The organism is Methylobacterium sp. CM6244 (assembly GCF_054817885.1).
Genome location: NZ_CM139247.1, coordinates 2,055,739 through 2,074,760, shown reverse-complemented (window position 1 = coordinate 2,074,760; position 19,022 = coordinate 2,055,739). Strand labels below are relative to the sequence as shown.

Genomic DNA, 19,022 nt, shown 5'->3' with positions numbered 1-19,022 from the left:
ACGCCGGTTCCGACACCCTGACCGTCATTCCGGATCGCCGAAGGCGAGCCCGGAATCCAGAACCGCTACGGATGCCAGCATCGTCGCTGGGTCGGTCGCACGATCGAGCCGTCCTCGAGACTCGTGGCGGATCTGGATCCCGGGCTCCGCTACGCGGCCCCGGGATGACGGCACGTCCCGCTCATTGTCATGCCGAACCCTATCGACCCGAGTTCGAAGGTCTCCGCGCCCGCCCACGGCATCGCCAGACCGCCGGATCGGCGCTAGACTGACCGGGCGCGTCGGTCACCTGCCATAGAATCAGGACCACGTACCGAACCGGGCGAGGACGCTGCTCCAGCCGGTTAGGCCAAAAGTCTATCTTGATTTGGCAATCCGCCCGGCTTCTGCTGGCGCACACAAGAACAGCACGGAGGAAACGCACATGAACAAGCCAGAATTCCTGTCGTCAGGTACCAAGGCGCCGTTCTCGGCCCGTTACGAGAACTTCATCGGAGGCCAGTGGGTCGCCCCCGTCGCCGGCCGGTATTTCGAGAACACCTCACCGGTCACCGGCCGCGTCATCTGCGAAGTCGCCCGTTCGGACGCGCAGGACGTGGAGAAGGCCCTCGATGCGGCCCATGCCGCCAAGGAGGCCTGGGGCCGCACCTCGCCGGGCGAGCGCGCCCTCATCCTCAACCGCATCGCCGACCGGATGGAGGAGAATCTCGACCTGATCGCCCTCGCCGAGACCTGGGACAACGGCAAGCCGATCCGCGAGACGACCAACGCCGACATCCCGCTGGCCATCGACCATTTCCGCTACTTCGCCGGCTGCGTCCGTGCCCAGGAAGGCTCGATCTCCGAGATCGACCACGACACCGTCGCTTACCATTTCCACGAGCCTCTCGGCGTCGTCGGCCAGATCATCCCGTGGAATTTCCCCATCCTGATGGCGGTGTGGAAGCTGGCGCCCGCGCTCGCCGCCGGCAATTGCGTGGTGCTCAAGCCCGCCGAGCAGACCCCGGCCTCGATCCTCGTGGTCGCCGAGCTCATCGCCGACCTGCTGCCGCCCGGCACCCTCAACATCGTCAACGGCTTCGGCCTGGAATGCGGCAAGCCGCTCGCCTCCTCGCCCCGCATCGCCAAGATCGCCTTCACCGGCGAGACGACGACGGGCCGCCTCATCATGCAATACGCCTCGCAGAACCTCATCCCGGTGACGCTGGAGCTCGGCGGAAAGTCGCCGAACATCTTCTTCGCGGATGTGGCCAACGAGGATGACGACTTCTTCGACAAGGCCCTCGAAGGCTTCACCATGTTCGCCCTCAACCAGGGCGAGGTCTGCACCTGCCCGAGCCGCGCGCTGGTGCACGAGTCGATCTACGACCGCTTCATGGAGCGGGCGATCAAGCGCGTCGAGGCCATCGTCCAGGGCTCGCCCCTCGACGCGGCCACGATGATCGGCGCCCAGGCCTCCGGCGAGCAGCTCGAGAAGATCCTGAGCTACATCGACATCGGCAAGCAGGAAGGCGCCAAGGTCCTCACCGGCGGCGAGCGCAACACCCTCGAAGGCGATCTGGCGGAAGGCTTCTACGTGAAGCCCACCGTGTTCCAGGGCCACAACAAGATGCGCATCTTCCAGGAGGAAATCTTCGGCCCCGTTCTTTCGGTGACGACCTTCAAGGACGATGCCGACGCGCTCTCGATCGCCAACGATACGCTCTACGGCCTCGGCGCCGGCGTCTGGACCCGCGACGGAACCCGCGCCTACCGCTTCGGCCGCGCCATCCAGGCCGGCCGCGTCTGGACCAACTGCTACCACGCCTATCCGGCCCACGCGGCCTTCGGCGGCTACAAGCAGTCCGGCATCGGCCGTGAGAACCACAAGATGATGCTCGACCATTACCAGCAGACCAAGAACATGCTGGTCAGCTACTCGGCCAAGAAGCTCGGCTTCTTCTAGGCCTCAAGGTACGAGACCACCTTGCCCCGGCCGGAAACGGCCGGGGCTTTTTCTTGGCCTCACCTCTACGCGGACGCTATTCTCGCCAGCCGTAATCCCGCGCCTGCGTCGCCGCGCGGTGGAACACCAGCCGGCGGTCGTATTCCAGCGGGTCCTTCGGCTGGACCAGGGCGCCGGGGGGCACGTTCAGCCAGTCGACCAGGCGGGTCAGCATGAAGCGCAGGGCCGCGCCCCGACACAGGATCGGCAGCGCCGCGACCTCGTCGTCCTGCAGACGACGCACGGATTGGTAGCCGGCGATCATCGCCTCGCCCTTCTCGGGGAAGAACGTGCCGTCCGCCTCGAAGCACCAGGCATTGAGGCAAATGGCGAGGTCGTAGGCGAAGGCGTCGGTACAGGCGAAATAGAAGTCGATCAGACCCGACAGGTCGTCGCCGATGAAGAACACGTTGTCGGTGAACAGGTCGGCATGGATCACGCCGGAGGGCAGGCCGCGCGGCCAGCCGGCCTGGAGAACCGCGAGATCGCCGCGCACGCGCTCCGTCAGCCCCTCGGACACGCTGTCGGCGGCGGGGCCGGCGGTCTCGAACAGCGGCTGCCATGCCTCGACGGAGAGGTTGTTGGCGCGGGTCATGCCGAAATCGCTGCCGGCGCGATGCAGCCCCGCAAGGGCGACGCCCAGCGCCCGACAATGGTCGGGGGTCGGCCGCTTGACCGACACGCCCTCCAGGAAGCTCACGATCACCGCCGGACGGCCGCAGAGCGTGCCCAGCGCCACGCCGTCGCGCCGCGCGATCGGCTGCGGGCAGGCGAGGCCGCGCGCGGCGAGGTGCTGCATCAGGTTGAGGAAGAACGGCAGGTCGCCGGCATTCACCCTCTTCTCGTAGAGGGTGAGAATGTAGGAGCCCGCCGTGGTGTGCAGGAAGAAGTTGGTGTTCTCGACGCCCTCGGCGATGCCCTTGTAGGACAGGAGCGTGCCGATCTCGTATTCGGAGAGGAAGGCGGTCAGCGCCTCGTCGGAGACCTCGGTATAGACGGCCACGGGCTTCGCTGAGGTTCGAGGGCGGAAACGCGAAGGGGCGCCCGCAGGCGCCCCCGGATAGAGAGCCGATGCGGCCGTGTTACTCGGCGGCTTCGCTGCGCAATTCGCGCGGCAGCGGGAAGGACATGTCCTCCACCACCGTGGAAACCGTATCGACGGTGACGTCGTAGCGGGCGGCGAAGGCGTCGATGATCTCTTCCACCAGCACCTCGGGCGCCGAGGCGCCGGCGGTGAGGCCGAGCTTGCGGATGCCCTCGAAAGCCGGCCAGTCGATCTCCTCGGCGCGGAGCACGAGGCGGGTGATCGGGCAGCCGACGCGCTCGGCGACTTCGCGGAGACGCTGCGAGTTCGAGGAGTTCGAGGAGCCGACGACGATCACCGCGTCCACGAGCGGTGCCACCTGCTTCACCGCTTCCTGGCGGTTGGTGGTGGCGTAGCAGATGTCGTCCTTGTGCGGCCCGGTAATGGTCGGGAACTTCTCCTTCAGGGCGGCGACGATGTGGCGGGTATCGTCCACCGACAGGGTCGTCTGGGTGACCCAGGCGAGGTTGTCGCGATTCTCCGGCTCCAGGGCCGCGATCTGCTCAAGATCCTCCACCAGGGTGATCGAGCCCTTGGGCAGCTGGCCCATGGTGCCGACGACTTCCGGATGGCCGGAATGGCCGACCAGCAGGACGTGGCGGCCGCGCTTGTGGTGGATCTCGGCCTCGCGGTGGACCTTGGTCACCAGCGGGCAGGTGGCGTCGATGGTGACGAGCCCGCGATTGTCGGCATTGGCCGGCACCGTCTTGGCGACGCCGTGGGCCGAGAAGATCACCGGGGCATTGCCGTCCGGCACCTCGTCGAGCTCACGGACGAACACCGCGCCCTTCCGCTTCAGGCTCTCGACCACGTATTTGTTGTGGACGATCTCGTGACGCACATAGACCGGAGGTCCGTAGATCGCCAGCGCCCGCTCCACCACGTCGATGGCGCGAACCACGCCCGCGCAGAACCCCCGCGGTGCGCAGAGCAGGATCTCCAGCGGCGGCTTGGCCGAACCGTCGGGAAAGGTCTTCGAAAGAGGATCGCTCATGATAGCCGGGATGTGGCGAGGCGAGGCCGCCCCTGTCAACCTCCTATAGCGTAAAATGCGCGGCGGTGTCAGGGCGGAGGGGGCACACCGGGGCAGGATCGGCTGCGTCCCTCCCTTGCGTCACTTACCTGCGCCCCAGCATCCGGTCGCTGATGATCCGCCGCTGGATCTCGCTGGTTCCCTCGAAGATCGTGGTGAGCCGCGCGTCGCGCCAGTAGCGTTCCACCCGGCGTTCGGTGGTGTAGCCGTTGCCGCCGTGGAGCTGCATCGCTTGGTTGGTGACGCGCACCGCCATCTCGGTGGCCAGCAGCTTCACCTTGGCGGATTCGCTCTCGGCCGCCTCGCCCTCGTCGAGAAGGTGGGCCACCTGTTGCCAGTAGGCGCGGGCCTGATCGACCTCCGCCGACATGTCGGCCAGCGCGAAGCGCAGGGCCTGGAACTCGCCGATCGGATGGCCGAACTGTTCGCGCTCCTGCAGGTAGAGCTGGCAATCCTCCACCGCCGCGCGGGCGACGCCGACGGCGCGGGCGGCGGTGTGGACGCGGGCGATGTTGAGGCCGCGCTGCACCGAGGCGAAGCCGCCGGAATCCGCATCCGCGCCGCCATCGCCGTAGAGGCCGGTGAGACGGTCGCCCTCGGGCACGCGCACGCCATCGAGTTCGAGTTCGAAGGTGAGAAAGCCGTGATAGCCGATCTTGTCGATGACGTGCCCGGTCATGCCCTCGGGGAAGGTGCCGGGCTTCTTGACCACGAGGAACGGCTCCAGCCCGGCCGAGCGCGGCTCGCCCGGCTCCGGCTCGCGGGTGCGGGCCAGGACTTCGATGAAATCTGCTGCGAGCGCGAATCCGGCCCAGCGCTTGGTCCCGGTGAGCACCCATTCGTCCCCGTCGCGCACCGCGCGGGTCTGGACGCCGGCGAGATCGGAACCGGCGGTGGGCTCGGACAGGGCGATGCCGCCGATCCACTCGCCACGCGCTGACTTTCGCAGCAGAGCGCGGCGGCGCTCCTCGTCGAGGGTCTGGGTGCCGAGACCCTGCCCCCGCGCAAGGATGCTGCCGACGGAGAGCCAGGCGCGAGCCAGTTCTTCGGAGACGAGGCAATATTCGAACACGCCGAGGCCGAGCCCGCCATGCTCGGCCGGGATGGTGATGCCGAACCAGCCCTTGGCCGCCATCCGGTCGATGAGCGAGCGCGGCATCTCGGCTTTCTGCCGGTCGAGTTCGTCGGCGAGCGGCAGCACCACGTCCCGGGCGAAGTCGCGGGCCTCCTGCTGAAGCCTGGCGCGCGCCTCCGTGCGCCAGGGGGAGAACAGCTCCGGCGGACGCGGCTGCTTCAGCTCCGACTTCGACATGGTTCCTCCCGAGACTTTGTGTTGGGCGTCGCCCTTATCCAGCAAAGCTTCGCTTCGGCTCAGGGGTTCCACCTGTCGCGGCGCACCAGAAAGTCGTCAGGCCGCCGCCATGCTCTCTTCCAGCACGCGAAACAGGCGCGGATCGGCGCAATGGGCCACGTTGAAGCGAAGGAAGTCACGCCCGCTTGCGCCGATGCTGAAGGCCGCACCCGGGGCGAGGACCACGTCCCGCGCCAGGGCGTTGCGGGCGATATCGGCCGAATCGAGCCCGTCCGGCAGGCGCGCCCAGAGGAAGAGGCCGCCGCGCGGCTCGGTCCAGAGCGTCAGGCCGCAGCGCTCCAGCCGCCGTGCGGTCTCGCCCATGGCGCGGGCGAGTTTTTCGCGGATTTCCGCGAGGTGGCGGCGATAGGCCCCGTCGGTGATGAGGCGATGCATCAGCGCCGCGGAGAGATGACCGTTGCCGAGGCTGAGGGCGAGCTTCAGGTCGATCAGCCCCTCCACCCAGTCGGGGCGCAGGGCGATGTAGCCGCAGCGGATCGAGGCCGAGAGGGTCTTCGAGAAGCTGCCGACCGCGATCACCCGGTCGAGCCCGTCGAACCCCGCCAGACGCGGGGCCGGGTCGGCTTCGAGATCTCCGAAGATGTCGTCCTCGACGATGAGCATGTCATGCGCCTCGGCGAGCTTGAGGACGCGGTGGGCCACGGCGGGAGCCAGGGTGGCGCCGGTGGGGTTATGGAGCGCGGAATTGGTCAGGTAGAACCGGGGCCGGTGCTCGACGATCAGCCGTTCGAGCTCGGCGACGTCCGGCCCGGCGGGGGTGAAGGGCACACCCACCACCTTCGCGCGGTTCGCCCGCAGCAGCGCATGGTAATTGAAGTAGCAGGGGTCATCGACCAGCACGGCGTCGCCCGGGTCGAGGAGGAACCGGGACAGCAGGTCCACGGCCTGGGTCGCCGAATCCGTCAGGACGATCTGGTCGGCCTCCGCCTCGATCCCCTTCTCGGAGAGACGCCGGGCGATCTGGCTCCGCAATGGCGGAAAGCCGAGGGGCTTGTCATAGCAGATCACGTTCGAATCGGCGTCGCGGGCGATGTGGCGCAGGGCGCGCCGGATCGCCTCCTCGGGCATCCATGACGAGGGCAGCCAGCCGGAACCGGGTTTCAGCAGGTCCGGCCCGGATTGCATCGATTGCCGGGTGATCCAGAGCGGATCCACGGCGCGGTCGAGCTGCGGCCCGATCTCCTTCAGGCAGAGCGGGCGGGTCTTGCCCGCCACATAGAAGCCCGAGCCCCGGCGCGCGACGATGGCGCCCTCCGCGCCGAGGCGCTCATAGGCCTCGACCACGGTGGATTTCGACACGCCCATGGATTCGGCGAAAGCCCGCACCGAGGGCAGCCGCGCGCCGGGCATGAGCTGGCGTCCGGCGATCCGCTCCATGATCGCGGACGACACCGTATCCACCAGGGTGACCGTGGTCCGCGCTGATCCCGCCATCTGTACTGATCCTTCGCCCGGACAATTCAGCCAAAGCGTACTGGACTGTCCCTGTCTCCGCCAGCGGGACGGGGCCATCCCTGCCCTCCGACGAAACGCCGTCAGGCCCGCGCGGCAGGCCGGCGAAGGAAAGGCCTATCGATGACTACGATCCTGCAGCAGCGGAACACCACGCGGACGGGCGATCTCGCTCGGCGCGTCTCCCTCGCCGCCGCCCGGCTGTTCACCGGACTGGCCGCCGAACTGTCGCGCCAGGCGATCAACCGGCGGGTCCTGCGCAAGCTCAGTGTCATGACCGATCGCGAATTGAAGGATATCGGCCTGATCCGGCAGGACGTGATGGATGCAGGCGCTGTTGAGGCCGACGCCTCCCAGTTCCTGCTGGTCCGCCAGGACGAGAGAAGGGAAGCACGCCGCGCCCGAGGCGTTAAGATCTGATCAAGATGGCGGAACGTGCATTATTGAGCATGACTTCGAATTCGGCATGCCGCCAAACTGGTCATTCGGTTGATGATTGAGGTTTATCCGTGGTCCGGTTCTACCAGACCTGCAGGCACCGCAAGTCTATTTGGGCTAAGTGCTCGATCGCACGTCTTTCGGGGCGGAGGGGGCGCACATCACCCCCATCACCTTCGCCGCAAAGATTGTGCGTCGAGAATTGGAACTCAGGATCATGAACAGCACCCTCAACTGGACCCCGGGCGACGCGGCAGCCGAACAGGTCGGCCGGGCCACCCGCTTCATCGGCAACCTCTTCTCCAAGGCCGCGTCCCTGGTCTCGCGCAACGACGCCGACAAGCGCGGCCTCGTGGAGCTCGGCTCCCTTTCCGAGCGCGAATTGAACGATATCGGCCTCACCCGCTGGGACGTCCTGGACGCCTACGACGCGCCCTCGCCTTCGGACGCCACCAAGGTGATCCTGGCCCATCGCGCCGTCCGCCAAGTCACGCGCCGCTTCGCCTGACACGTCATGCGCCGCTTCGGCTGAACCGCGTGCCGCTGCGCACCGGTAGTGGATGCGACACGGCCCATCCACCACATGCAGGCGTGGCGGGGGCGATGCCCCTGGTCTAAGAGGAGAGCACGGCGACGCGCTCGCGGCACCGGCCGCGGGCGACCCCACTCCTCATAGACCGGATCGACATGGCGAGCGCCTCCACCCATGTGAGCTTCCTGCCGCCGGTGCTGACCTTCCTGTCGGCGGCGGTGATCGGCGTGCCGATCTTCCGTCTCATCGGGCAGAGCGCGGTACTCGGATATCTCGTCGCCGGGGTCATCATCGGCCCCTTCGGCTTCTCGCTCATCGCCGAGCCGGAGACCGCCGCGAGCGTCGCGGAACTCGGCGTCGTCCTCCTTCTCTTCATCGTCGGGCTCGAACTCGAGATTTCCCGGCTGATTTCGATGCGGCGCGACATTTTCGGGCTCGGTGCGGCACAGCTGCTCCTCTGCACGATCCTGCTTGCCGGCGCCTGCGCCCTGTTCGGGCTCACCTTGGCCGCGAGCCTCGTCATCGGCGTCGCCCTTGCCCTGTCGGCCACCGCCGTCGCCCTGCAGCTCTTGGAAGAGCGCGGCGATCTCGGCACGCCCTATGGCGGACGCGCCTTCGCGGTGCTGCTGTTCCAGGACATCTCCGTCGTGGCCATCCTCGCCCTGATGCCGCTTCTCGCCTCCAGCGGCAGCACCGGCAACGACGAGTGGCTGGGACACGCGCTCGCCTCCACGGGAACCGTCGGGGCGGCGATCCTGGCCGTGGTGCTGGTGGGCCGCTACGGCCTCAATCCGTTCTTCAGCATGCTGGCGGCCAGCGGCGCGCGCGAGGTCATGACGGCGGCGGCCCTCCTCGTGGTCCTCGGCACCGCGATGCTGATGGAGCATGTCGGCCTGTCCATGGCGATGGGCGCCTTCCTCGCCGGCGTGCTTCTCGCGGAGTCGAACTTCCGCCACCAGCTGGAGGCCGATATCGAGCCGTTCCGCGGCATGCTCCTCGGCCTGTTCTTCATGAGCGTGGGCATGTCCATCGACGGCGGCCTGCTGAAGAGCGCGTGGCCCGCCCTCCTCGGCGCGACGGCGGCCGCCATCCTGCTCAAGGTCGCCATCGTGGCCGCCCTGTTCCGCCTGTTCGGATCGCCCTGGCTCGATGCCGTGCGCGGCGCGGCGATCCTCGCGCCGGCGGGCGAATTCGCCTTCGTGCTGCTTCCCGCCGGGTCCGAACTGGGGCTGATCGACCAATCCTCCACCCGGTTCGCCGTGGCGCTCGCCGCCCTGACCATGCTGGTCGGCCCCGTCGCCGCCAAGGCCCTCGACGGCTACCTGTCCCGCCACCGGCCGGACGCGGTGGAGCACGCACCAGACCAGATCGAGAGCACGGAGGCCCGCGTCCTCGTAGTCGGGTTCGGCCGTTTCGGACAGATCCTGACCCAGGTGCTCCTGGCCGAGGGAATCAGCGTCACTGTCATCGACAAGGACGTGGAGCAGATCCGTTCCGCCTCGCGCTTCGGGTTCCGCATCTATTACGGCGACGGCACGCGCCTCGACGTGCTGCGCGCGGCCGGAATCGGCCGGGTCGAGCTGCTCTGCATCTGTGTCGACGATCCCCAGGCGGCGTTGAAGATCGTCGATATCGTGCATGAGGAATTCACCGGAGTGCGCACCTATGTCCGCGCCTTCGACCGGATGCATTCCGTGGAGCTGATGAACCGCGACGTGGATTATCAGCTTCGCGAGACCGTGGAATCGGCCATCGCCTTCGGCCGCGCGACCCTGGAAGGGCTCGGCATCTCGGCCGAGGCCGCCGCCGCCACGGCGCAGGACGTGCGCAAGCGTGACGTGGCGCGCCTCGTCCTGCAGCAAGCCGGCGCCCTTCCGGAGGAAACGCGCTATATCGGCGGCAGCCCCGAGATCAAACCCGAACCCTTGACCCGTCCGCAGCGCCCGTCGCGCGCCCTCAGCGCCGAAACCAGAGATATTATCGGCCTGGAACAGCGCGAAGCCGCGACCCGCACGTTGCAAGTCCAGGATTCCCCATTGCAGGACACGCCAGCGGATGCCTGAAACGAGCGCGGCGGCGGTGGAACCCGCCGCCCGACGGGAGACGGGCCGTTTCGTCACGGGATCGATCCTGCGGCACGTCGTGGTGATGAGCGGGACGGGCTCGATCGGGCTGATGGCGATCTTCGTCGTCGACCTGCTCTCGCTGATCTATGTCTCGAAACTCGGCGACCCGACGCTCACGGCGGCGGTGGGCTTCGCCACCATCGTCCAGTTCTTCGCCATCGCCATCAATATCGGCCTGATGATCGCCGCCGGGGCCCTGGTCTCAAGGGCCATCGGCGCGGGCGACGAAGCGGGCGCGCGGCGGCTGGCCACATCCGCCTCGATCCACGGCATCATCGTCTCGGGCATCCTCGTCCTCGCCATGCTGCCGGTTCTGCCGACCATCCTGTCCTGGATCGGCGCCGACGCCGAGACGCTGCCCGTCGCCGAGCGCTTCCTCTGGATCGCCCTGCCCTCGAACCTGCTCATGGGACCGGGCATGATGTTCTCGGGCCTGCTTCGCTCCGTCGGGGCGGCGCGCCAGGCGATGTACGTGACGCTGGGCGGCGCCATCGTCACCGCCGGTCTCGATCCCCTCCTCATCTTCACGGCGGGGCTGGGGATCGACGGGGCCGCCATCACCACCTGCGTGGCGCGGGCGACCTTCGCCCTCGTCGGTCTCTGGGGCGTGCGCCAGCACCGGATGCTCGCCACGCCGAGCGTCGCGGATGTGATCTCGGACGCGCCCATCGTCTTCAGGATCGCCCTGCCCGCCGTGCTCACCAATCTCGCCCCCTCGGTGGCGAGCGCCTTCATCGCCCATGCGCTGGCCAAGTTCGGCGCCGTGGCGGTGGCCGGCAACGTGGTGATCGACCGGCTGACGCCGGTCGCCTTCGGCGGCCTCTTCGCCATGTCCGGCTCGATCGGGCCAATCCTCGGCCAGAACTGGGGAGCGGGGCGGTTCGACCGGATGCGCGGCGTGCTGAGGAACGGCGCACTGGTGACGGCGGTCTATGTCGTGGTGGTCTGGGCCGCGCTGATCGCCTTTCGCGGCCCCTTGACGGGCCTGTTCGAACTGACCGGCACCGCCGCCGACCTGTTCGTCTTCTTCTGCCTCGTGAGCGGAGGCGTGTGGTTCTTCACCGGGCTGCTGTTCCTCGCCAACGCCTCGTTCAACAACCTCGGCTTTCCCTTCCTGTCCACCTTCCTCAATTGGGGCCGTGCCACCCTCGGAACCGTGCCCCCGGCGCTCCTCGGCGGCTATCTCTACGGCCCGGAGGGCATCATCGCCGGGGTGGGGTTCGGCTCCATCGCCTTCGGGGCGATCGGTATCGCTCTCGCCTTTCGGACGGTGACGCAGCTCGAGCAACGGGGCGGTTTCGCGCCGAAATTGGCCTCGGAGGCCGATGCGGATGCCTCCGGGGGCGATATTCCGGCACCGGAGAGGCCGAACGCACTGGTTTAGAGCCGGGACGGGCATGATCTCGGGCTGGTAAGTACGACTGGGATGCGACAGAGTTCGCGTCTCGACAGCAGGCCGAAGCAATTCGGCCTGGCCGCGATGGGATCAAGAGGCTGCCGCCATGTTCAACCTGTTCGATCTCTTGCAGGCGCAGGGTGGCATGGACCCCAATGGTTTCCTGGGCCCCAACGGTTTCGGCCAGCAATTCGGATTGTCGCCGGATCAGACCCGTCGGGCCATGGAAGCGCTGATGCCGGCCCTGACGCTCGGCCTCCAGCGCAACGCCGCCGCCGATCCCACCGGCTTCACCCAGATGTTCAGCTTCATGGACCCGGCCGCGCTCACCGCCCCGCAGGCCAAGCCGCAGATGGATGCCATGATGCGCCAGCTCTTCGGCTCGCAGCATCTGAGCCAGGCCGTCCTGCAACAGGCGGCTGCGGTGAGCGGCGTGGCGACGCCCGCCCTTCGGCAGATGCTGCCGCTCATGGCCGGCATGGTCGTGGCGGGGATCGTCCACGTGATGATGAATCCAGGGCAGCCCGCTCCCCAGCCCGCGCCTCCCCCGCCCTCGCCCTTCGGCATCCCGACCCATCCCTATTGGACCGAGATGATGAACGGCTTCATGAAAGCGAGCGGTGCGATGCTGTCTTCGCCGATGCAGGCCGCCCCCCCTACTCGCACCGCCCCGGCACAGAAGAGCCTGCCGCCCGCACGCCTGTTCCCGGCGGCCCGACCGGCGCAGGATTCTTCCCCTACGCCCGAATCCCGTCAGGCCTCGGCCGGCGCGCAGCAAGGTGCTGCGCTGAACCCGTTCGATCTGTTGCAGCAGATGTTTCAGTCCGGGCTGGAGGTTCAGCAGGAAAACGCCAGGACGATGCAGAGCCTGTTCGACAGCCTGTGGCGTGACGGCATGGCGTCCGTAGGCCCGTCGAAAGCCAACACCCCGACGCCGAACCGGCCCGGCCAGACGCGGCGCTGAAGCCGGCGCCGCACGAGACGCGCGGGGCACGAACGCTCAAATACTCCGGGTGAAAGCCTGCGCGACAGACTCGTAAAGCTCGCGGACCCGGTTGGTGTAATTCAGCAGCGCCGTGACGATCCCCAGGACGATAACGCTGGCAATCAGCGCATATTCGATCGCGGACGTCCCGCTTGTATCTCGGGCGAACCGCGAAGCGCTTCGTGAAAGACGGGACGAAGGGCCATCCGAGGACGAGATCGGCTTGGCGACCGCAGATGTCACATCGTTTTTTTCAGAAATCGTCATCGAGCGAGGCGATCCCTGAAGAAGCAGCGCCCGCCTTCCTACGACGGAAATCATTGCCGACGGTTTAACCAAATACCGGCGAAACGCCGTGGGACTTCCAATGGGTACGTGCCCCTCCACCAACGCGACCAGGGGCTCGACACCCGGTTCGATGTCCCGCGATCCGGCAGCGACGGCCCAGCGCTTTCACCGCTCACATCGTCATTCCGCGTCACCGGTGTCGCCCGGCCCCGAAGGGCCGAGCCAAAGGCGCGCCAGACATCGTTATGCAAGACAAGGCGGATCGGGTCTCGCCCTATCGAAAACGCGTGCCGCAAGTCCGCGACCGGGGCTGCCGTCCATCAAGCTTTTCCGGATTCCTTGCGCAGCGCGTCGATCCGTTTGGAGGCCTCGGCCTTGTCCAGATCCGGCTCGAACGAGTCGGGTGATTTCGCCTCCTCCGACAGGGTCTTGAGATAGGAAGCCTGCGCGCCGGTCATCGGCTCGTCGCCCGTGGTCCACTCGCTCGGATCCTTGATCCGGTTCGATGCATCGCCACCCGCCGTCTTCGGGTTCTCGTTCTCGTCCGTCGCCTGCTTCTTCGTCATCGCTCGACCTCGTTCCTGAATTGTTCTCTCCATAACGAGGCGGTCGCCGATGAGTTCCGAACCCTGACCATCCCCGGGATGCGGGGTGTAAGCCTCACTCCGCCACGATCCTTCGTTCCGGCAACCGGCGGCCATATCGTTGGTGCCCCGCTAGCCCGGCAGAAGTCCCGCCTGACGGTAGGTGTCGATCGCCGCATCGTAGACGGAGAGATCCGACCGGCCTCTCGCCAGAAGTTGCGCGCCGGCGATGGCCGCGAAGATGGCCCAGGCTCTCGACGTGGCGGTCTCGGCGGTGACCGGGGATGCGGCGGTCAGCTGTCTGCCGATCCAGGCCACGTTCACCTCGGCGAAAGCTCGCACCTCCGTCTTCACGTCGTCCGGCAGGTCGTCGTGCTCGGCGGCCATCATGCTGCCGAGGCACATTCGGTTGTCGTTCTGGAGCGCCGTGCGGAACGTGTCGGGGTAGCGCCGCAGACAGGCGACCGGATCCGGACATGCGTCCGATAGGGCCTCCAGGGCAGCGAACGCATCTTCCCGGTAGCGCCGCGCCACCGCCGCCCCCAGGGCAGCCTTGCCGGGGAAATAATAGTGGATGCTCGCCGCCTTGATTCCCACCTCCTCCGCGAGATCACGGAAGTTCAGGCCGCCATAGCCGCGTGCCTGCGCGGTCAGCCTTGCGGCGTTCAGGATCAGTTCCCGGGTGCTCTCGCTCATCCTCCGCTTCTACACCTGCATTCTATCGATTGGCAGGTAGACGTTGACGTGTCGTCATCGACCTGCATGGTGTATCTACCAACTGGCAGATAGAGAGCGTTGCCCATGAGAATCTACGACCGGGAGGCGGGTCCCCACCCCGCACGAATCCGCATCGTCCTCGCCGAGAAGGGACTGGAGGAAAGGGTCGAGTTCGTCAGTATCGACCTCATCGCCGCCGAGCAGAAGCAGCCTGGCTTCCTGGCGATGAACCCGATCGGGAAGGTCCCGGTCCTCGAACTCGATGACGGGACGATCATCACCGAATCCACGGCGATCACGGAATATCTCGACAACCTGGACGGCCATCCGACCCTCACGGGTACGACACCGCGTGACAAAGGCGTCATCCACATGATGCAGCGGCGCGCCGAGATGATGCTGATCGATGCCGTCGACGATTATTTCCATTACGGCACCCCCGGCCTCGGCGGCGCGCTGCGGCCATGGCGGATGCCGGATTGGAGCGGGGCCAAAGAATGGGGGCAGCGGCGCGGCGCCTATGCCGTCGCCAACATGCCCTATTTCAACGATCTGCTGGCGAAGCAGCCCTTTCTCGCCGGAGAGGGCTTCTCGATGCCGGACATCACCTTGTTCGCCGGGCTGATGTTCGCCGAGATCGTCGGCCTGCCGATCGCCCCGGAACTCACCGCCCTTCACGACTGGCGCGGCAAGGTCGCCGATCGTCCGGCCGTGAAGAACCGCAGCGGACAGGTCCCGAGGCCGGAAGACCTGGCGCGATACGGCGACGCGGCTTAGGGCCTGTTCGGGCTGTTTTTCCAGGGCTTCGCCTCATCCTGCTGAGGTGCCGCATAGCGGCCTCGCAGGAGCCTTCCAGGGATCGCGTGACCACTGGAGGCCTCCTTCGAGGCCCGCTGACGCGGGCACCTCAGGATGAGGAAATCTGCTTGGATGTTCGATTTCGGTTAGGATCGTCCGCTGAAAAATCCGAGCAGACAGGTGTCTGGGAGCCGCAGGCTTCCACACCGGGACCGTCCATCGCGCCCGCTTGCGTGATGGACGGCGAGCCTCGTCACGAAGGACCAGCTCGATGTGCATCCCCGGTGAGCGAGGGCAAGGCGTCGTTCACGCCTCGTCCCTGGCAAGCGCCCACGACGTGGCCCCGCGAAGTGCGGTCCGAACTACGCCGCCACCGCCTTCGGCTGAACCTCGGCGGTGTAATCGTCCATGAGCGTCTTGGTCATGGACGCCGGGGTGAAGCGGTAGGGGCCGATTTCGGAGACCGGTGTCACTTCGGCAGCCGAGCCGGTGATGAAGCACTCGGAGAAGCCCTCCATCTCCTCGGGCTTGATCCGCCGTTCGATCACCTCGAAGCCACGCCGGTGGGCGAGGTCGATGACGGTCTGGCGGGTGATGCCGTTGAGGAAGCGGTCGGCGAGCGGGGTGTGGACCACGCCGTCCTTGATGAAGAAGATGTTCGCACCGGTGCATTCGGCGACGTAATCCTCCCAATCGAGCATCAGGGCGTCGGCATAGCCCTTGTTCTCGGCCCGGTGCTTCGAGATCGTGCAGATCATGTAGAGGCCGGCCGCCTTCGAGGCGGAGGGGATGGTCCGCGGATCGGGCCGGCGATAATCGGCCATGTCGAGGCGGATGCCCTTCATCTTGGTCTCGGGATCGAAATAGCTCGGCCATTCCCAGGCGGCGACGGCGAGATGGATGGTGTTGTTCTGGGCCGAGACGCCCATCATCTCCGAACCGCGCCAAGCGACGGGACGCAGGTAAGCGTCGGTGAGGCCGCTGGTCTTGAGCACGAGTTCCTTGGCCGCCTCGATCTCGGCGACGCCGTAGGGAATCGTGAAATCGAGATACTGCGCCGAGCGGAGCAGGCGCTCGGCATGCTCGTGGCTCTTGAAGATCCGTCCGCCATAGGCGCGCTCGCCCTCGAACACCGCCGAGCCGTAATGCAGACCGTGGCTGAGCACGTGGATCTTGGCCTCGCGCCACGGCACCAGCACGCCATCGAACCAGATGGTGCCCTCGCGTTCGTCGAACGGGATCACGGACATGACGAATTCCTTGAAACCGCGGGCTCGCATCGGGGCGCCTGCGGGGTCGATCGATCGGGTTGGCGCGATGGCCAGGCAATGCCCCGCGCAGTATCCGCGGGGACGGAGGTCCGCAAGACGGCCGTTACGGCGAGCCGGCCCCGGGGAGGCTTGACGGGTATCAACGCCCCTGAGATATGTCAACAACACTGACGTATATTGAGGATGTCGCCGGACGTGACGCGCCAATCGACCCTGGCAACGAGCCCGCCCCCCATACCCCCGTCCGGGGAGGATGACGGGCTGGCGGATTCAGGTCTCGCGCCCGAAGGCGTGCGCACATCCGACAACGGCATCACCAACGATCTCGTCGAACTGCTCTTCTTCGCCTACCGCGATTTCGTCGGCGACCCGGACCGGATGCTGGCCGAATACGGGTTCGGGCGGGCGCATCACCGGGTGCTCCATTTCGTCTACCACTATCCCGGCCTGACCATCGCCGAACTCCTCGACATCCTGCGGATCACGAAGCAGAGTCTAAACCGGGTTCTCAAGGATTTGATCGAACAGGGTCACATCGTGCAGAAGACCGGCCGGAGCGACCGCCGGCAGCGTCTGCTCTATTGTTCGGAGACGGGCGCCACCCTCACGGCCGAGCTGACGCGGGTGCAGGTACGGCGGGTCGCCCGCGCCATCGCGGACCCGGTGGGGGATGGTCCGGAGGACGCTCGGGACAAGAGCGGATTTGCAGCGGCACAGGGGTTTCTCATGGCGATGATCGAACCCGAAGAGCGCGCGGCGGTGACGAGCCTGATGGCGCGGCGCGCCCGGAGCCGTCGCTGACATGGCATCACCGGAACTGAAGGTCCGCGCCGAGCTTCCCGACCACGCGCCGCATATCCTCGTGGTCGACGACGACCGGCGGGTACGTGAATTGCTGTCGCGCTATCTCTACGAGCAGGGCTTTCGCGTCACCTCCGCCGGGAATGTCGAGGAGGCCCGCCAGCGGGCACAGAGCTTCGTCTTCGACGCCCTCGTCCTCGATGTGATGATGCCGGGCGAGAACGGTTTCGATTACGCCCGGCAGGTGCGCGAGACCTCGCGGGTGCCGATCCTGATGCTCACCGCCCGTTCCAACCCCAACGACCGGGTGATGGGGCTCGAGATCGGGGCGGACGATTACCTGCCCAAGCCCTTCGAGCCGCGCGAGCTGATCCTGCGCCTCAACAACATCATCAAGCGCCGGCCGGACGGCGCGCCGCCATCGGACCGCACCATCGCCACGGTGACGTTCGGGCCGTTCTCCTACCGGATCGATCGGGGCGAACTGCGCCGCGACGAGGAGACCATCCGCATCACCGAGCGCGAACGCGAGATCCTGACGATCCTGGCGGAGGCCAAGGGCGGCAATGTCGACCGCGACGTGCTGGCCGGGAATGGCGGGCTGGCCGCGGAGCGCACCATCGACGTGCAGATCAACCGCCTGCGCCGCAAGACCGAGGTCGATCCGGGCAATCCCCTCTTCCTCCAGACGGTCCGCGGCATCGGCTACCGCCTCGCGATCGATTAGACAGGACCCGCCATGGCCCTCGCCGGCCTGAACCTGTCGCGGATCAGAACCAGCACCGCCGCTGCCTGGCGCGCGAGACCGCATCCGCGCCGGATGTGGAAGAGGCTCGCCCGCGCCATCGGCAACGCCCTGCCGAAGGGGCTCTATGCCCGCTCGCTCATCATCATCATCGCGCCGGTGGTGCTGCTGCAATCGGTGATCGCCTACACCTTCATGGAGCGGCACTGGCAGCTCGTGACGCGCCGCCTCTCGGCCGCCGTGACGGCCGACGTGGCGGCGATGATCGACGTCTATGAGAGTTACCCCCAGGACAAGGACGCCGACACCCTCACCCGTATCGCCGGCACGCGGCTGAACCTCGACCTCGACATCCTGAAGGGGGCGAAGCTCCCCCTGCCGGGGCCGCGCCCGTTCTTCTCCATCCTCGACGAGACACTCTCCGAGGAACTCGCCAAGCAGATCGGCCGGCCGTTCTGGATCGACACGGTGGGCCGGTCCAGCCTCATCGAGATCCGCGTCGAGATCCCGGACGGGGTGCTGCGGGTGACCGCGCGGCGGAGCATGGCCTACGCCTCGAACTCGCACATTTTCCTGCTCTGGATGAGCGGTTCGTCCCTGGTCCTGCTCGGCGTGGCGATCCTGTTCCTGCGCAACCAGATCAAGCCGATCCTGCGGCTGGCCGACGTGGCGGAAAGTTTCGGCAAGGGCCGCGAGATCGAGTTCCGGCCGCGCGGCGCCCGCGAGGTGCGCCAGGCCGGCCACGCCTTCATCGAGATGAAGCGGCGCATCGAGCGGGCGATGGAACAGCGCACGACCATGCTCAACGGCGTCAGCCACGACCTTCGCACCATCATCACGCGGTTCAAGCTGTCGCTCGCCCTGGTGGAGCAGACCTCGGAGGTGGAAGACCTCCAGCGCGACGTCGACGAGATGAGCCGGATGCTGGAGGCCTACCTCGCCTTCGCGCGCGGCGATTCCGGCGAGGCCGCCGTGTCCACCGACATGCGGGCGATGCTGGACGACCTGCGCACCGACGTGGAACGCCTCGGCGCCCATGTGGCCGAGGTGGAGTTCGACGGCCGCGCCATGGTGACGCTGCGGCCGGACGCGTTCCGCCGCTGCCTGTTCAATCTCGCCGCCAACGCCGCCCGCTACGGCGAGACGGTGGCGATCCGGGGCCGCACGGAGGCACGCTCCTTCGTCGTCTCCATCGACGATGACGGCCCCGGCATCCCTCCCGAGAGCCGCGAAGAGGTGTTCAAGCCCTTCGTCCGCCTCGACGATGCCCGCCAGGATGCCGGCGGGTCGGGCCTCGGCCTCGCCATCGCCCGTGACATCGCCCGCGCCCATGGCGGCGACGTCGCCCTTCATGACAGTCCGCTGGGGGGATTGCGGGCCACCGTCCGCATCCCGGCGTGATGGTGGAGCGCCTGT

The 19,022-nt window shown here is 67.2% G+C and carries 18 protein-coding genes; 10 read left to right on the top strand and 8 right to left on the bottom strand.

Annotation, left to right across the window (positions count from 1 at the left end; translation table 11 throughout):
• Positions 1-424 precede the first annotated feature (424 nt).
• Positions 425-1,945, top strand: a complete 1,521-nt coding sequence (adh, locus tag ACYQML_RS09605; RefSeq protein WP_461235409.1) for an aldehyde dehydrogenase — start codon at positions 425-427, stop codon at positions 1,943-1,945.
• Positions 1,946-2,021: 76 nt separating this feature from the next.
• On the opposite strand, the gene thrB is transcribed toward adh, so the two are convergent.
• The 4 genes from thrB to ACYQML_RS09585 all read right to left on the bottom strand — a co-directional run bounded on the left by thrB (position 2,022) and on the right by ACYQML_RS09585 (position 6,907).
• Positions 2,022-2,987 (bottom strand): homoserine kinase, encoded by a 966-nt coding sequence (gene thrB, locus ACYQML_RS09600; RefSeq protein WP_207413210.1) that lies wholly within the window; start codon positions 2,985-2,987, stop codon positions 2,022-2,024.
• Positions 2,988-3,066: 79 nt separating this feature from the next.
• Positions 3,067-4,062, bottom strand: a complete 996-nt coding sequence (ispH, locus tag ACYQML_RS09595) for a 4-hydroxy-3-methylbut-2-enyl diphosphate reductase (protein WP_461235408.1) — start codon at positions 4,060-4,062, stop codon at positions 3,067-3,069.
• A gap of 124 nt (positions 4,063-4,186) precedes the next feature.
• Entirely contained in the window at positions 4,187-5,413 is a 1,227-nt protein-coding gene (locus ACYQML_RS09590) for an acyl-CoA dehydrogenase family protein (RefSeq protein WP_461235407.1), read from the bottom strand.
• Between the two features lie 96 nt (positions 5,414-5,509).
• Positions 5,510-6,907 carry an aminotransferase-like domain-containing protein gene (locus ACYQML_RS09585; RefSeq protein WP_461235406.1) on the bottom strand — a complete coding sequence of 466 codons (1,398 nt, stop codon included), beginning with the start codon at positions 6,905-6,907 and terminating at the stop codon, positions 5,510-5,512.
• Positions 6,908-7,048: 141 nt separating this feature from the next.
• Here ACYQML_RS09585 and ACYQML_RS09580 point away from each other — a divergent pair, with 141 nt between their 5' ends.
• The 5 genes from ACYQML_RS09580 to ACYQML_RS09560 all read left to right on the top strand — a co-directional run bounded on the left by ACYQML_RS09580 (position 7,049) and on the right by ACYQML_RS09560 (position 12,381).
• Entirely contained in the window at positions 7,049-7,345 is a 297-nt protein-coding gene (locus tag ACYQML_RS09580) for a DUF1127 domain-containing protein (RefSeq protein ID WP_461235405.1), read from the top strand.
• Positions 7,346-7,580: 235 nt separating this feature from the next.
• Positions 7,581-7,871, top strand: coding sequence for a DUF1127 domain-containing protein (locus tag ACYQML_RS09575; RefSeq protein WP_056432281.1), 291 nt, complete (start codon positions 7,581-7,583; stop codon positions 7,869-7,871).
• Positions 7,872-8,050: 179 nt separating this feature from the next.
• Positions 8,051-9,958, top strand: coding sequence for a monovalent cation:proton antiporter-2 (CPA2) family protein (locus tag ACYQML_RS09570; RefSeq protein ID WP_461235404.1), 1,908 nt, complete (start codon positions 8,051-8,053; stop codon positions 9,956-9,958).
• Entirely contained in the window at positions 9,951-11,405 is a 1,455-nt protein-coding gene (locus tag ACYQML_RS09565) for an MATE family efflux transporter (protein WP_461235403.1), read from the top strand. Before ACYQML_RS09570 ends, ACYQML_RS09565 begins: the two co-directional genes overlap by 8 nt.
• A 118-nt stretch (positions 11,406-11,523) precedes the next feature.
• The gene (locus ACYQML_RS09560) at positions 11,524-12,381 is read left to right on the top strand and encodes a DUF937 domain-containing protein (RefSeq protein WP_461235402.1); all 858 of its coding nucleotides are present in this window, start codon (positions 11,524-11,526) and stop codon (positions 12,379-12,381) included.
• A 36-nt stretch (positions 12,382-12,417) separates the two neighbouring features.
• On the opposite strand, the gene ACYQML_RS09555 is transcribed toward ACYQML_RS09560, so the two are convergent.
• The 3 genes from ACYQML_RS09555 to ACYQML_RS09545 all read right to left on the bottom strand — a co-directional run bounded on the left by ACYQML_RS09555 (position 12,418) and on the right by ACYQML_RS09545 (position 13,970).
• Positions 12,418-12,669 (bottom strand): Flp family type IVb pilin, encoded by a 252-nt coding sequence (locus ACYQML_RS09555; protein ID WP_461235401.1) that lies wholly within the window; start codon positions 12,667-12,669, stop codon positions 12,418-12,420.
• Positions 12,670-13,010: 341 nt separating this feature from the next.
• Complete coding sequence (locus ACYQML_RS09550; protein WP_082469922.1) at positions 13,011-13,256, bottom strand: DUF3072 domain-containing protein; 246 nt, start codon at positions 13,254-13,256, stop codon at positions 13,011-13,013.
• A 150-nt stretch (positions 13,257-13,406) separates the two neighbouring features.
• Positions 13,407-13,970, bottom strand: coding sequence for a TetR/AcrR family transcriptional regulator (locus tag ACYQML_RS09545; protein WP_461235400.1), 564 nt, complete (start codon positions 13,968-13,970; stop codon positions 13,407-13,409).
• Positions 13,971-14,075: 105 nt separating this feature from the next.
• Between ACYQML_RS09545 and ACYQML_RS09540 the strand changes: the two genes are divergently transcribed.
• Positions 14,076-14,768 carry a glutathione S-transferase family protein gene (locus ACYQML_RS09540; protein WP_461235399.1) on the top strand — a complete coding sequence of 231 codons (693 nt, stop codon included), beginning with the start codon at positions 14,076-14,078 and terminating at the stop codon, positions 14,766-14,768.
• A gap of 383 nt (positions 14,769-15,151) precedes the next feature.
• Here ACYQML_RS09540 and ACYQML_RS09535 read toward each other — a convergent pair whose 3' ends face one another.
• On the bottom strand, positions 15,152-16,039 hold the full coding sequence (locus ACYQML_RS09535) for a branched-chain amino acid aminotransferase (RefSeq protein ID WP_419951919.1): 888 nt from the start codon (positions 16,037-16,039) through the stop codon (positions 15,152-15,154).
• A 216-nt stretch (positions 16,040-16,255) separates the two neighbouring features.
• Between ACYQML_RS09535 and ACYQML_RS09530 the strand changes: the two genes are divergently transcribed.
• The 3 genes from ACYQML_RS09530 to ACYQML_RS09520 are packed head-to-tail and all read left to right on the top strand — an operon-like array spanning position 16,256 to position 19,007.
• Positions 16,256-16,861, top strand: coding sequence for a MarR family winged helix-turn-helix transcriptional regulator (locus tag ACYQML_RS09530; protein WP_461235398.1), 606 nt, complete (start codon positions 16,256-16,258; stop codon positions 16,859-16,861).
• Between the two features lies 1 nt (position 16,862).
• Positions 16,863-17,588, top strand: a complete 726-nt coding sequence (locus ACYQML_RS09525; RefSeq protein ID WP_056432261.1) for a response regulator — start codon at positions 16,863-16,865, stop codon at positions 17,586-17,588.
• Between the two features lie 12 nt (positions 17,589-17,600).
• Positions 17,601-19,007, top strand: coding sequence for an ATP-binding protein (locus tag ACYQML_RS09520; RefSeq protein WP_082469920.1), 1,407 nt, complete (start codon positions 17,601-17,603; stop codon positions 19,005-19,007).
• Positions 19,008-19,022 lie beyond the last annotated feature (15 nt).

What these genes read in the sequence shown, in the direction of transcription:
- adh (WP_461235409.1), top strand. Translation starts at nt 425, where the DNA reads ATGAACAAGCCAGAATTCCTGTCGTCAGGTACCAAGGCGCCGTTCTCG.
- ispH (WP_461235408.1), bottom strand. Translation starts at nt 4,062, where the DNA reads ATGAGCGATCCTCTTTCGAAGACCTTTCCCGACGGTTCGGCCAAGCCG.
- ACYQML_RS09590 (WP_461235407.1), bottom strand. Translation starts at nt 5,413, where the DNA reads ATGTCGAAGTCGGAGCTGAAGCAGCCGCGTCCGCCGGAGCTGTTCTCC.
- ACYQML_RS09585 (WP_461235406.1), bottom strand. Translation starts at nt 6,907, where the DNA reads ATGGCGGGATCAGCGCGGACCACGGTCACCCTGGTGGATACGGTGTCG.
- ACYQML_RS09580 (WP_461235405.1), top strand. Translation starts at nt 7,049, where the DNA reads ATGACTACGATCCTGCAGCAGCGGAACACCACGCGGACGGGCGATCTC.
- ACYQML_RS09575 (WP_056432281.1), top strand. Translation starts at nt 7,581, where the DNA reads ATGAACAGCACCCTCAACTGGACCCCGGGCGACGCGGCAGCCGAACAG.
- ACYQML_RS09570 (WP_461235404.1), top strand. Translation starts at nt 8,051, where the DNA reads ATGGCGAGCGCCTCCACCCATGTGAGCTTCCTGCCGCCGGTGCTGACC.
- ACYQML_RS09565 (WP_461235403.1), top strand. Translation starts at nt 9,951, where the DNA reads ATGCCTGAAACGAGCGCGGCGGCGGTGGAACCCGCCGCCCGACGGGAG.
- ACYQML_RS09560 (WP_461235402.1), top strand. Translation starts at nt 11,524, where the DNA reads ATGTTCAACCTGTTCGATCTCTTGCAGGCGCAGGGTGGCATGGACCCC.
- ACYQML_RS09555 (WP_461235401.1), bottom strand. Translation starts at nt 12,669, where the DNA reads ATGACGATTTCTGAAAAAAACGATGTGACATCTGCGGTCGCCAAGCCG.
- ACYQML_RS09550 (WP_082469922.1), bottom strand. Translation starts at nt 13,256, where the DNA reads ATGACGAAGAAGCAGGCGACGGACGAGAACGAGAACCCGAAGACGGCG.
- ACYQML_RS09545 (WP_461235400.1), bottom strand. Translation starts at nt 13,970, where the DNA reads ATGAGCGAGAGCACCCGGGAACTGATCCTGAACGCCGCAAGGCTGACC.
- ACYQML_RS09540 (WP_461235399.1), top strand. Translation starts at nt 14,076, where the DNA reads ATGAGAATCTACGACCGGGAGGCGGGTCCCCACCCCGCACGAATCCGC.
- ACYQML_RS09535 (WP_419951919.1), bottom strand. Translation starts at nt 16,039, where the DNA reads ATGTCCGTGATCCCGTTCGACGAACGCGAGGGCACCATCTGGTTCGAT.
- ACYQML_RS09525 (WP_056432261.1), top strand. Translation starts at nt 16,863, where the DNA reads ATGGCATCACCGGAACTGAAGGTCCGCGCCGAGCTTCCCGACCACGCG.
- ACYQML_RS09520 (WP_082469920.1), top strand. Translation starts at nt 17,601, where the DNA reads ATGGCCCTCGCCGGCCTGAACCTGTCGCGGATCAGAACCAGCACCGCC.